Annotated in this window: 15 protein-coding genes and 2 pseudogenes; 12 read left to right on the top strand and 5 right to left on the bottom strand. The window is 53.0% G+C overall.

The genetic code is table 11. The features are described from left to right. A pseudogene (locus DW082_RS14360) lies at nucleotides 1–588 on the top strand (hypothetical protein); the annotation flags it as partial. A gap of 25 nt (nucleotides 589–613) precedes the next feature. Here the strand turns inward: DW082_RS14360 and fmt are convergent. The 5 genes from fmt to DW082_RS12915 are packed head-to-tail and all read right to left on the bottom strand — an operon-like array spanning nucleotide 614 to nucleotide 5,583. Next, nucleotides 614–1,582: a methionyl-tRNA formyltransferase gene (fmt, locus tag DW082_RS12935; protein ID WP_055205123.1), complete on the bottom strand. Its 969-nt coding sequence runs from the start codon at nucleotides 1,580–1,582 to the stop codon at nucleotides 614–616. Nucleotides 1,583–1,598: 16 nt separating this feature from the next. Next, nucleotides 1,599–1,985 carry a VOC family protein gene (locus tag DW082_RS12930; RefSeq protein WP_310648315.1) on the bottom strand — a complete coding sequence of 129 codons (387 nt, stop codon included), beginning with the start codon at nucleotides 1,983–1,985 and terminating at the stop codon, nucleotides 1,599–1,601. A 24-nt stretch (nucleotides 1,986–2,009) separates the two neighbouring features. Then, the gene (locus DW082_RS12925; RefSeq protein ID WP_118458929.1) at nucleotides 2,010–3,245 is read right to left on the bottom strand and encodes a bifunctional 3,4-dihydroxy-2-butanone-4-phosphate synthase/GTP cyclohydrolase II; all 1,236 of its coding nucleotides are present in this window, start codon (nucleotides 3,243–3,245) and stop codon (nucleotides 2,010–2,012) included. Nucleotides 3,246–3,287: 42 nt separating this feature from the next. Continuing rightward, complete coding sequence (locus DW082_RS12920) at nucleotides 3,288–4,760, bottom strand: LptF/LptG family permease (RefSeq protein ID WP_118458927.1); 1,473 nt, start codon at nucleotides 4,758–4,760, stop codon at nucleotides 3,288–3,290. Then, nucleotides 4,744–5,583 (bottom strand): metal ABC transporter permease, encoded by an 840-nt coding sequence (locus DW082_RS12915; protein WP_118458930.1) that lies wholly within the window; start codon nucleotides 5,581–5,583, stop codon nucleotides 4,744–4,746. Before DW082_RS12915 ends, DW082_RS12920 begins: the two co-directional genes overlap by 17 nt. 121 nt (nucleotides 5,584–5,704) lie before the next feature. On the opposite strand from DW082_RS12915, the gene mtaB reads away from it, so the two are divergent. The 11 genes and pseudogenes from mtaB to DW082_RS12845 all read left to right on the top strand — a co-directional run bounded on the left by mtaB (nucleotide 5,705) and on the right by DW082_RS12845 (nucleotide 12,309). Then, nucleotides 5,705–7,012 carry a tRNA (N(6)-L-threonylcarbamoyladenosine(37)-C(2))-methylthiotransferase MtaB gene (gene mtaB / locus DW082_RS12910; protein WP_118458925.1) on the top strand — a complete coding sequence of 436 codons (1,308 nt, stop codon included), beginning with the start codon at nucleotides 5,705–5,707 and terminating at the stop codon, nucleotides 7,010–7,012. A gap of 1,039 nt (nucleotides 7,013–8,051) precedes the next feature. Continuing rightward, nucleotides 8,052–8,267, top strand: a complete 216-nt coding sequence (locus DW082_RS12890; RefSeq protein WP_008645962.1) for a hypothetical protein — start codon at nucleotides 8,052–8,054, stop codon at nucleotides 8,265–8,267. 11 nt (nucleotides 8,268–8,278) lie between these two features. Beyond that, a complete protein-coding gene (locus DW082_RS12885) occupies nucleotides 8,279–8,500 on the top strand; it encodes a hypothetical protein (protein WP_005850431.1) in 222 nt (73 codons plus the stop codon). A gap of 12 nt (nucleotides 8,501–8,512) precedes the next feature. Continuing rightward, nucleotides 8,513–9,109: a hypothetical protein gene (locus DW082_RS12880; RefSeq protein WP_008645966.1), complete on the top strand. Its 597-nt coding sequence runs from the start codon at nucleotides 8,513–8,515 to the stop codon at nucleotides 9,107–9,109. 16 nt (nucleotides 9,110–9,125) lie between these two features. After that, entirely contained in the window at nucleotides 9,126–9,548 is a 423-nt protein-coding gene (locus tag DW082_RS12875; RefSeq protein WP_008645968.1) for a PcfK-like family protein, read from the top strand. Between the two features lie 2 nt (nucleotides 9,549–9,550). Continuing rightward, complete coding sequence (locus DW082_RS12870) at nucleotides 9,551–10,840, top strand: PcfJ domain-containing protein (RefSeq protein WP_008645969.1); 1,290 nt, start codon at nucleotides 9,551–9,553, stop codon at nucleotides 10,838–10,840. A gap of 24 nt (nucleotides 10,841–10,864) precedes the next feature. Beyond that, on the top strand, nucleotides 10,865–11,122 hold the full coding sequence (locus DW082_RS12865; RefSeq protein ID WP_008645971.1) for a hypothetical protein: 258 nt from the start codon (nucleotides 10,865–10,867) through the stop codon (nucleotides 11,120–11,122). 20 nt (nucleotides 11,123–11,142) lie between these two features. Continuing rightward, the gene (locus DW082_RS12860) at nucleotides 11,143–11,376 is read left to right on the top strand and encodes a DUF3873 domain-containing protein (protein WP_008645973.1); all 234 of its coding nucleotides are present in this window, start codon (nucleotides 11,143–11,145) and stop codon (nucleotides 11,374–11,376) included. Further along, nucleotides 11,373–11,617 (top strand): annotated as a pseudogene (locus tag DW082_RS12855) (DUF6956 domain-containing protein). Before DW082_RS12860 ends, DW082_RS12855 begins: the two are co-directional and overlap by 4 nt. Nucleotides 11,618–11,662: 45 nt before the next feature. Next, the gene (locus DW082_RS12850; protein WP_008151539.1) at nucleotides 11,663–11,971 is read left to right on the top strand and encodes a hypothetical protein; all 309 of its coding nucleotides are present in this window, start codon (nucleotides 11,663–11,665) and stop codon (nucleotides 11,969–11,971) included. Between the two features lie 116 nt (nucleotides 11,972–12,087). Continuing rightward, on the top strand, nucleotides 12,088–12,309 hold the full coding sequence (locus DW082_RS12845; protein ID WP_008645976.1) for a hypothetical protein: 222 nt from the start codon (nucleotides 12,088–12,090) through the stop codon (nucleotides 12,307–12,309). Nucleotides 12,310–12,344: the final 35 nt, after the last annotated feature.

The raw sequence follows: 12,344 nt of genomic DNA, 5'->3' as shown, positions 1-12,344 counted from the left end.
ACCGCGCTCGCTAAGTACAAACCAATGTCCCTGTATAACTACATGATGTTCTTGCCGGGAGTGGTAAGGGTGGGGGGAGGTTTGTTTGTAAAAAGAAAAGGGTTGCCAATGCCTCAAGAGTTGGCTTTTGATATGTTTTATGCTCCCGTTTCATTATCGCTTAACGGAAAGGGATGCGCTTTGAGTGATTTAACTGACTACACCGTTGATGATATCCTATATATCAACCATATACACAAAACAGAAACAGCAATGATAGGAGAGTATCCGTACCACATAGAAATCATCCTAAAAGAAGGGGTTTCTGCTATTAGATCCGAAATAAAAATGTACCGCACGATCGGTTATGCCGAAAGCGTCGAGTTCTACAGTCCGGTATACGATACGCCCGAAAAGATCGCCGACGAAAAACCCGATATCCGTACTACGCTGTACTGGAACCCTTATCTGCAAATCGGCCCGGACGGCACCGCCCAAATCGAGTTCTACTCAAACGATCATAAAAACCAGCAATACGATATCGCTATCGAGGGAATAACGCCCGACGGAAAAACATGCCGCTACCGAAAAGATATATCCGCCCGGTAAATACGACGGCGGCATTTTCTGTTTCCTACACGAATACGCAAGCGTCGATTCGCTGAAAACCGCGCAGCAGATCGGCTACGGGCATACGCTTTTTACCGGCCACCTGCAGTTCGTCGAGAAAAACGTATCCGTCCGCACAGGCTACTTTCAGAAAGGTTTTTCCGTCGGAAAGGATCGTTCCGGGAGCGCTCCCCGCTCCCGCATCCGGATCGGGATGAGCACGGTAAATCTTGACGGCAAGCGGAGCCGCATCGTCCCTGCGGAGTTCGCTCCATGCGGCCGGATAGGGACTCAGTCCGCGGATCAGGTTAAACACCGTCCGGCGGTCGGACTTCCAGTCGATCCGACAGGTATCTTTGAATATTTTCGGCGCCTCCCGGATTTCGGCAGGCGCTATGCCATCCTGTCCGACAGGTACGATGTCTCCCGCCGCGATCTTCTCGACCGTCTCGACGACCAGATCCGTCCCCGCGACCATCAGTTTGTCATGCAGGGTTCCTGCGCACTCGTCCGGCCCGATCGGGACACGGCTCCGGCACAGGATATCTCCTTTGTCTATCTCGTGGTTCAGCATAAAGGTAGTGACGCCGCTCTCCGTCTCGCCGTTGATAATCGCCCAGTTGATCGGCGCGGCCCCCCGGTACTGCGGCAACAACGACGCATGCAGGTTAAACGTCCCCAGCGCAGGCATCGACCAAATAATTTCAGGCAGCATCCGGAAAGCGATCACGATTCCCAGGTCGGGCCGCAACGCCCGGAACGTCTCGACGAACTGCGGATCTTTCAATTTTTCGGGCTGCAAAACCGGCAACCCGACTTCCACGGCATACCGCTTGACGGCCGACTGCTGCAAATGCAATCCGCGGCCTGCCGGTTTGTCGGGCATCGTCACGACGCCGACGACGTGATAACCCGTTTCCACCAATCTCCGCAACGGGGCCACCGCAAAATCGGGGGTACCCATATAAACGATACGCAGTTTCTTGCTGTCCATATCTCTAAATATCCCGTTAAGCTACGATCTCGATCCGGTTGCCGTCGGGGTCGCAAACGACGCTCTCGAAGTATCCGTCCCCGGTCTGCCTCGGTTCGCCGGCGATCCGATACCCGTCCCGCCGCAACCGTTCGGTCAGGCTGCACACCGCTTCGCGGCTGCCGACGCCGAACGCGACGTGACAAAAGCCGGTATGCTCGCCTTCGTCCGAATCCCGGATATCCGTCCTCCGCATCAGTTCCAACGCGACGACGCCGTCGAAACGGACGAAAAAAGACTCGAATCCCTTGGCCGGATTACGGTATACGGGGCCGCTCTCCCCGTCGAAATAACGCACGTAAAAATCCCGCAGTTCTTCCAGACGGTTCGTCCAAAGCGCTATATGAGCGACTGTGATTCCCATTATACCACAACTGATTATTTGTTATTACTTCTTAAATAATCCGAGCCGGTGCCCCATCACCTGTTCTTTGGTGCGGAGGTATTTTTCGTCGTACGGATTCGGAGCGATCACGATCGGAACATTCTCGACGATCCGCAGGCCGTAGCCTTCCAGCCCGGCGCGTTTCTGCGGATTGTTGGTCATCAGTCGCATGTTCCGGATACCGATCTCGCGCAGAATGCTGGCTCCGACGCCGTAATCGCGCTCGTCGACCCCGAAACCCAGTTTGACATTGGCTTCGGCGGTATCGTACCCTTCTTCCTGCAATTTATAGGCTTTCATTTTATTGAAAAAGCCGATTCCCCGGCCCTCCTGATTCAGATAGACGACCGCGCCTTTTCCTTCCTGCTCGACCATTTTCATCGCTTCGTGCAACTGGGCTCCGCAATCGCAGCGGCACGAACCGAAAATATCGCCCGTCACGCACGAAGAATGCACGCGCACCAGCACCGGTTCGTCCGGCTCCCACTCCCCTTTGATCAAGGCCACATGATCCAGCCCGTTGCTCGTCTGGCGGAACGGGATCAGCTTGAAATGTCCCCATGCCGTCGGCATATCCACCATTTCGCCCCGCTCGACGATCGATTCGGTTTTCAGGCGGTAAGCGATGATATCGGCGATCGAAACGATCTTCAGGCCGAATTGCTGAGCGATTTTCCGCAAATCGCCCAGACGGGCCATCGTACCGTCTTCGTTCATGATCTCGATCAGCGCGCCGCCGGGAGTCAGTCCGGCCATCCGCGTCAGGTCGATCACCGCTTCAGTATGACCCGGACGGCGGAGCACCCCTTTGTTACGCGCCCGGAGCGGGAAAATATGCCCCGGACGGCCCAGATCGGACGCCTTGGTGGCCGGATCGACCAGCGCCCGCACCGTAGCCGCACGGTCGGTCGCAGCCACGCCGGTCGTACAACCGTGTCCGAGCAAATCGACCGACACCGTGAAAGGCGTACCGAGCAGCGACGTATTGTTGGCAACCTGCATCTCCAGATCCAGTTCCCGACAGCGGTCTTCGGTCAACGGAGCGCACAACACGCCGCGGCCGTTGTGAAGCATGAAATTGACGATCTCCGGGGTGATCTTTTCGCCGGCGACGATAAAATCGCCTTCGTTCTCCCGATCCTCGTCATCGACCACGATGACGACTTTGCCCGCGCGGATATCTTCGATCGCTTCGTCCACACTGCTGAGAATCTTTTCGTTGTTTTGTTCTTGTGACATGATATTTCGATTTTGTATTTTTAATTTTCGGTTTTCGTACGGTTACCGGTTCTCCGGCTGCATACGCCGTTTTCGCGGGAATATCCGTTTAAAAAATCCGCGGATCTTCCGGGTATGGGCGAGGTACCATTCGGCGTTGAACAGGTTCGAATCGTTGGTCGCTTTATAGGTCAGGTAGACGGAGATCGGCAACAGGATAAATGTGGCGATCCACATCCCGATAAAAGAGTTCCACGAGCCCTCGCGCGCCATCTTCTCGCCGGTGATCGTAATGATGTAATAGATTACGAAGAAACCGACCGATACGACGACCGGCATCCCCAGCCCTCCCTTACGGATGATCGCTCCCAAAGGCGCTCCGATCAGGAAAAAGATCATGATCGAAACCGGCAGGGCCATTTTTTTATGCCACTCGACCTTAAATTTGTAGAGCTGCGTGAGGGCGTCTTTCGAGGTTACCTCGTCAAACGAGTAGAAACTGCGGGAGTTGCGCGCTTTGTTGAGCGCCTCGTTGTAAATCCGTTGCCGGTCTTTCAGACCCATGCTGTCGATGTGCGCATTCAGGTAAACGGGCCGCCCGTGCAACGGAGCGATCGAATCGGTGCCGAGACCCTGGTCGAAAGGAAAAATGAAGGTGGTGATCAGCGGCTGGTAGGAGGCGCTGGCCGCCGCCGCGCTGACTTTCTCCAGCGAGTCGATCCCGGCCGAAAGTTCTTTCGTATTTTTGGTCTGGCTGTTGTTGAACAGCGACATGTCGGTTCGGGAAAAATCGAAACCCGACATCGGGATCACCATGTTGTAAACGTCGAAATAACGGCGTTCCAGCGTATTATCTTTCATCCACTGGTAGTTGCGCACCTCTTCGTGCATCTCGCCGTTATACAGCGTGGCCAGTAGGAAACGCTTGTCGTCGGACAGCGAAATGTAGCCGGAGTCGGCTACGATCGTCCCCATCTTACCGTTTATATTGGTATTGCGCGTATCGTAGATCAGGATATCGGTCAGCAGCTTCGTCTTCGGGTCCTGGTGGTCGACCCGGATGCTCATGTCGTTGTCGAGATTGAAAAAGAGCCCGTCCTTGAACTCGATGACCTGTTTCTGCTGCCGGATGTCGTAGATCAGCGCCGACATCTTCCGCATCGCCATCGGCACCAGATTGTTGGCGACGAAAAAACTGCCGACGGCGACGAAAAAGACCAGTACGATCAGCGGCCGCATGATCCTCGGCAGCGATACGCCGGCGGATTTCAGCGCGAGCAGTTCGTAATTCTCGCCCATATTGCCCATCGTCATCACGGCGGCGAACAGCGTCGCCAGCGGCAGTACCATCGGTATCAGCGTGATGGCGGCGTACATCATCAGCTCCATAATCACGCCCATGCCGAGCCCCTTGCCGACCAGTTCGTCGATATAGCGCCACATGAACTGCATGATAAAAACGAACAGGACGATGAAGAAGGTGAGCACCATCGGCCCTACGTACGATTTCAATATGAGCTTATGTACCGTTTTCATCCCGCTTCCGCATAAAGTCACGCAAAGGTAATAGTTTTACAATAATAAGCGTAAGGGTCAGTATAAATATTGTAGACGCGCCCGACGGAATATCGCCCTTGTAGCTGACATAAAGCCCGGCGAACGAACCGAGCACGCCGATCGCCGAAGCCCCGGCCATGATCCGTCCGAACGAGCGGGTCAGCTGGTTGGCGATCACCGCGGGCATGGTCAGCAGCGAGATCAGCAGAACGATCCCCACCACGCGGATCGAAATGACGATCGTCACGGCGATCAGCGCCGACATCAGGTAACCGATCAACCGCGTCGGCATATTCTGGCTGCGGGCATACTCCCGGTCGAAAGCCACGTACAAGATCGGCCGGTACCAGACGGCGAAAACGATCACGATCGCCAGGTCGACGATCCCCATCCAGATCAGGTCGGAGGAGGTGACGCTCAGTATATTCCCGAACAGGAAACTCATCAGGTTCGGAGCGTATCCCGGCGTCAGGTATACGAAGATGATCCCGACGGCCATGCCGAGCGACCAGATCAGGCCGATCGCCGAATCCTCGCGGATCCGTTTGCCGGCCGTAAAGGCTTCGATCCCGAACGCCGACAGCACCGCGAAACAGAACGCGCCGGCAATCGGATTCAGCCCGAAATAGTAGGCGATCCCGATCCCGCCGAACGACGAATGGGTGATCCCGCCGCTGAGGAAAACCAGCCGGCGGCACACCACGTACGTACCGACCATGCCGCAGGCCAGACCGCACAACAGGCAGGCGAGCGTCGCATGGGTCAGAAACCTGTATTGAAAAAGTTCGTAAAAGAAATCCATAAACCGTCGATCGAACCGCAAAGCTACGCGTTTTTTTCGGGAATTCTTCCACAATGCGGCATAAGCGGCAAAAATTAGGCGGCGGTTTTGTACCTTTGCGCCGGTATCGAAATACAACGCCATGTCATCCGCTAAAAAAGTAGGTTTTTACACTTTGGGCTGCAAGCTCAATTTCTCCGAGACGTCGACCATCGCCCGCGAATTCGAAGCGGGCGGCTTCGTACGCGCCCGGCAAGGGGAAACCGCCGACGTATATGTCGTCAACAGCTGTTCGGTCACTGAACATGCCGACAAAAAGTGCCGCAACATCGTGCGCCGGATCGTCCGGACGAATCCCGATGCCATCGTCGCGGTCACCGGATGCTACGCCCAGCTACGGCCGCAGGATCTGGCCGCCATCGACGGGGTCGACCTGGTGATCGGCAACAACGACAAAGGCTCGATCTACGAACGGGTATCCGCACTCGGCGCCAAACGCAAAGCATCGGTACACACCTGCGAAGCCGGCGAGCTGACGAACTTTTTCGCCGCGTTCTCGACCGGCGACCGCACCCGCTCGTTCCTGAAAGTACAGGATGGGTGCAATTACCATTGCAGCTACTGCACGATTCCGCTGGCGCGCGGCGCCAGCCGCAACCTCCCTATTGCCGATCTCGCGGCCGAAGCGCAGCGAATCGCCGCGCAGGGTCAACGCGAAATCGTACTGACAGGTATCAACACCGGCGATTTCGGCCGAACGACCGGCGAACCGTTCATCGACCTGCTGCGGGCCCTCGACCGGGTCGAAGGCATCGATCGCTACCGCATTTCGTCGATCGAGCCGAACCTGCTGACCGACGAGGTCATCGCTTTCACAGCGGCTTCGAAACGATTCCAGCCGCATTTTCACATTCCGATCCAGAGCGGAAGCGACCGCATCCTGGCGCTGATGCGCCGCCGGTACAACACGGCGCAGTTCGCCGACCGGATCGCTGCGGTGCGCCGCGCCGTGCCGGACGTATTCCTCGGTATCGACGTGATCGTCGGATTCCCGGGCGAAACGGACGAAGACTTCGCCGACACCTACCGTTTCCTCGAACGTCTCGCCCCGGCATTCCTGCACGTTTTCCCCTACTCCGCGCGTCCCGACACCCCCGCCGCCGGATTCCCGAACCGGGTTCCGCCGCCGGTCGTCGAACGACGGGCCGCCGAGCTCGGCGCGCTGTCGGAACGTTTGCACCGCGCTTTTTACGAAAAGCAGGTCGGAACGCAAGCGCGAGTATTGTGGGAGAGCACGCGTCGCAACGGATATATGTACGGATACACAGGCAACTACGTCAAAGTCCGCACGCCGTTCGACCGTGCGCTAATCAATACGATCACGCCGGTGAAACTGACTGCGACGGACGGTGAAGAGGTAATGGATGCGGCGATTCTCAGCCGGGAATAGCGTAAGTACGCCAAATTGTTTATATTTGTAATCTTGAAGTTACGAAAAGAGTGTAATTTATTGGAGCTGAGCGTAGGTTAATTGCTCATGATAGTAATAGGTTACGATTTAGTTAGTTATCTACTGCATCATCCTTCTGCGCGTTGCGTAACCTTCAAAGAACTCTTCGTATGCAAAAGTAACAATAAAACGGGAGATTTTGAAATGAATCTCCCTAATTTTTTTCTTCTCATACAAGTTTTTCCGTAAAAGCGATTTTATCCGTCGGCACACCATCGTACAAAAGGATTTTGAACGAACGTATGCCGACTGCCGCATAAGCGGAGAAAAGGGCTTTGCATCACGCCTAAACAACAGTTTAGACTGATGATGCAAGGCCCATTTCTTTTGTGCTTATGCCAAAGAGGTGCTTTTACGGGTTTCTGACGATTTTTCTTTTTTGCTGTTCCTTTGAGCCGTAAGCGGAAAGCCGTGTCTGACCGCCCGATCCATGAATGGAACAAGCCGTCACACACGGCAGGCAAACCGGGAAGAATGATTTTATCCGTCAGACCGGACACGCTCGGCCAAACATATAAAATCATACTTCCTTGCCGGTGGTTTGCCCGGTTTCACGCCTCCGGCAGTGTCCCTTTTCCTTTTGGCGTTTTCCCTTTTTCACGGATTTCTCTTTCGAAGTTTTCCTGTCCAATCTGCCTCCACTTCCGTTTACCTCCATTTTCGCATCTTTCAGGGAGCGCATCAGGTTGTCATTTCCGTTCTGGGCGCAAAGGTAATTCCGGGATTGGACGGGAATGCAAGGTCAAGCCTCCTGTTTTCGGAAAAAATCTCCAGCCCTATGGGTAGTATTTTTCCCGAAAAACCTTGCATCCCTAATCCCTACCTTTTCAAGCACCCGAAACGAAAACGACCGATGCGACAGAAAGACGCATAAAAAAAAATGTCGGATAAACGAGAGGCAGATAAGATAGTTTGAAACTCAACTCCCTCAACTCTTGAATCCGCATTAAAAAAACAAAAAATCAAAAACAGCGAAAATATGACGGCAACGGCAAATTTCAGACAAATGGCGCAGTACATAGGGCTTGCGATATGCGGCTTGATTGTGCGCACCGCCTTCGTGGTGTTCGGCATCCTTTGGGGCATCATTAGAGAGATTGTAAACGGAGTGTTCCGAGTGGCGATAGGCGTAATCGTGGCTATCCTTTCCGCAACCGCCTTCTTCGGTTTCATCCTTTGGTTATTCACCCTTTAACCCTTACCGACATGGCAAAGAGAAGCAGCAAAACGGCAGCGCAGCAATGCAGATACTACGAGGTGGACAACATCTTCGTGTACATGGTGGAAACGTACATCAACGGCAACATATCCGTGTTCCGTGAACTCTACCGAGAACTGAACAAGGACGCACGGAGGGACTTTACAGACTTCCTTTTGAGCGAAGTGCAGCCGACCTATTGGAGAGAGATACTGAAACAGACCATCTAAAATGACAGCGATATGAGAACGATAACAAGGACATACGACCTATTCCAATTAGCCGAACTCTCCGCAGCAGCGAGAGATACCGCATACAATGAATGGCTACGCACTTTTGAATACGGTTGGGACAGTGACAACCGCAACACGCTGGAAGCATTTGAAAGTGTGTTCAAAGTCAAAGTGAACGATTGGAGTTACGACACGTGCCGTTATTCCTACCGTTTCACCTCACGTTACAGCGGAAAAGAGGAGGAACTCTGCGGCATACGGCTTCTGAAATACATCGTCAATAACTATTGGCACATCCTATTCAAGCCGAAAACCTATTACCTCAAAGGAAATTTCAATAAGCAACGTAGAAGCCGGATATTCACGGATAACTGTTGCGTACTGACAGGCTATTGCGCAGACGAGGACATCCTGCGACCCATCTACGACTTTCTGAAAGCCCCCGACACCCGAACCACTCTGTACGACCTCATGGACAAGTGCCTTGACAGCTTCTTCAAGTCGTGCCGTGACGATATGGAATACCAGTGCAGCGAAGAGAGTTTTGAGGAGAGTTGCGCAGCCAACGACTACGAGTTTTTGGGAAACGGAAAAATGTATAACTGATAAAAACGACAGCGATATGAAAGGAACAGAACATTTCAAGAGAACGATACAGATGTACTTGGAGCAACGTGCGGCGGAAGATACGCTCTTTGCCAAGAACTACCGCAACCCTGCCAAGAACATAGACGATTGCGTCACCTACATTCTCAACTATGTGCAGCGGAGCGGTTGCAACGGCTTCACGGACGGGGAGATATTCGGGCAAGCAGTCCACTACTATGACGAGAACGAGATAGAGGTGGGCAAGCTAATCCAATGCCAAGTGGCGGTGAACCACGTGGTGGAACTCACGGCAGAGGAAAAGGCGGAAGCACGGCAGAACGCACTCCGCAGATACCAAGAGGAGGAACTCCGCAAGTTGCAGAACCGCAGCAAGCCGAGAACCGCCACCAAAGCGACCGCACAAGAAGTACAACAACCCAACCTATTCAATTTCTGATTATGAAACCGAGAACACCCATACAGCAGGAAGTCGCACGATTGAGCGAGCGACTGCCGAAATTGACCGCCACACAGAGGGCATACGCTTTCCGCCATTGCTTCAAGCATTACGCCATCAAGAGGGCGGACGGCACGAACATCTGCACCGAGTGCGGACATTCGTGGAAAAGTGAACACGACCTTGCGGACACCGTTTGCGGATGCACATGCCCGGATTGCGGCATGGAGTTGGAAGCGTTGCGCACCCGAAAGAGGGTTTTCAACGAGAACGAGTATTTCTGCATCATCACCACCTGCAAGCAGTACCAAGTGATACGCTTCTTCTTCGTCAAATCCCGATACAAGGCAGGGCAGGCAGCCGAGTATTCCATTTATGAAGTGGTGCAAAGGTGGATTTCGCCCAAAGGCACAACCGTCACTGTCGCCCGACTGCGAGGAATGTCCATACTTTACTACGACCTATGGGCGGAATACAGCGACATGGAGGTACGCAAGAACAACAAACTCCGTGCATACGATATAAACCCCGTCTGCACTTATCCCCGACAGCGTTTCATTCCCGAACTGAAACGCAACGGCTTCAATGGCGAATACCACAACATACTGCCTTACGACCTTTTCACGGCTATCCTTTCCGACAGCCGATCCGAAACGCTGTTGAAAGCAGGGCAATATCCCATGTTGCGCCACTATATCCGCAGTTCCTTTGACATAGAGAGGTATTGGGCATCCGTGAAGATATGTATCCGCAACGGCTACACCATTGCTGACGGCTCCATGTGGCGTGACACCATAGACCTCCTGCGGCTTTTCGGCAAGGACACGAACAGCCCGAAGTACGTCTGCCCCTCCGACCTCAAAGCCGAACATGACAGACTTATGCACAAGCGCAACAAGGAGATAGAGCGCAAGAAATTGGAGGAACGCATCCGCCAAGCGAAGAAACACGAGAAGGCATACCGCAAACTCAAAGGCATATTTTTCGGCATAGCCTTCACGGACGGCACTTTGCAGGTGCGTGTGTTGGAGAGCGTTGCGGAGTTTGCAGCGGAAGGGACGGAACTGCACCATTGCGTGTTTTCCAACTCCTATTTCCTTGAAAAGAACTCCCTTATCCTATCCGCAACCATTGACGGCAAGCGCATAGAAACGGTGGAGGTTTCCTTGAAGACATTGGAAGTGGTGCAAAGTCGTGGCTTGCACAATTCCAATACCGAGTACCACGACCGCATTGTAAACCTTGTGAACAGCAACGTGAACCTTATCCGCCAGCGGATGGAAGCGGCATAGTATCAACCTATAATACCCAATAGTATGGAAGTAAGAATTGAAAGCATGGTTTGTCTGTGGGACGATAAAATCCCCACGATGTTCATTGAATTTGTGAACCTCCTCACTCTTGCAACGAGTGAGGGGCAGTTAAGACGGAGTGTAAAGGACTTTGCCGAGAAGCACGAACTTGACAGGTTCTTCCTTTACGGCTTCGGCTCCCACCATTTCTACCTGCACCAACGCTATACAAGCGACCCCGAAATGGTGATGCGCAACAGAGTTTTGTCAGTACATTTTTAACCACTCTAAAATCAACGATTATGGCAACACGAATGACCATCAACGGAATAAGCACCTGCACTGAAGCAGGTACGGAGAAATACGAGCGTTTCCAATTAGGTATCGGCAGACGCAAGCGGACACTTGTGCAGTACGACTACCGCCATCCCACAAACGGAGAGTTGTTCTCTTGTGTCAAACCCACATTGGACGAGTGCCGAGCCGCACGGGACAAGTGGCTCACGGCAAAGGAAGAAAAGGAGGACAGACGATGAACGCAGCCTACCAAACGCTGATAGTGAAGTTCAGCGAGCCTATCAAAGTATTGGACGGTATCTTTGACGATGCCGAAGCGTGGGGAGTTGATACCCTAAAAGGTGGATAGACGACTACGAGAGCTGCAGGTTTACCGCCATTGACAGCCATACGGCAGTCATCACAAGCGAGTACAATATGGAGTGCCTGATGGAATGGCTGAAACGAAACACACCCATTGCCGAGATAACAGAATGTTAAACAAGTTGGCGGTATCCGCACCGCCAACCTAAAACCAAGAAAAGCATGATAGCAAAGACGATTTTACAGCAAATAGGCGGCAGACGCTTTGCCGCCATGACGGGAAGCAAGGACTTTATAGACATGGGCAACGGCTTACGCATGAGCCTTGCGAGGAACAAGACGAGCGCAAACCGCCTTGACATCATCTACGATGCCGGCTTAGACCTTTACAATATGCGTTTCTACCGCAGGACGTTCAGTAAAAAGACATTCGAGTGCAAGACAAAGGATATAGCAACGCACGAGGGCATATACTGCGATATGCTGGAAGAAATGTTCACGATGGTAACGGGACTCTACACCCGTTTTTGAGTGGCGGCGGCGAAAGCGCCCTACTTTCTTTCGGTGAGCATGATGGCGGACAAAGAAAGTAGCAAAGAAACCGCTGTCCCAATCTACGATAGTATTCACAAAAACAAGTTTTAATCATGGAAGAAATCAGACAGAACGGAAAAATCATCCTGTACAGTGATGACGGAACAAGCATAAGGATGATTTTCAAAAACCTCACGGGGAGGAATTTTCAAGGTCAGGAATATGCGGAGTATATCCGGCATATCGCAATCGGGGAGATGGGATTTTTGCCCGGCATCATAGAGCATTGCAGGAACGGTGAAGTAATCGGCAAAGGAAAAATCCCGAATGTATGAAAAGCGGAAAATCCGATGAAGTTGCGGCTTCATCG

This window comes from Alistipes sp. AF48-12 (assembly GCF_003477565.1).
Lineage (GTDB): Bacteria > Bacteroidota > Bacteroidia > Bacteroidales > Rikenellaceae > Alistipes_A > Alistipes_A hominis.
This window is presented reverse-complemented; position numbering and strand designations above follow the sequence as displayed.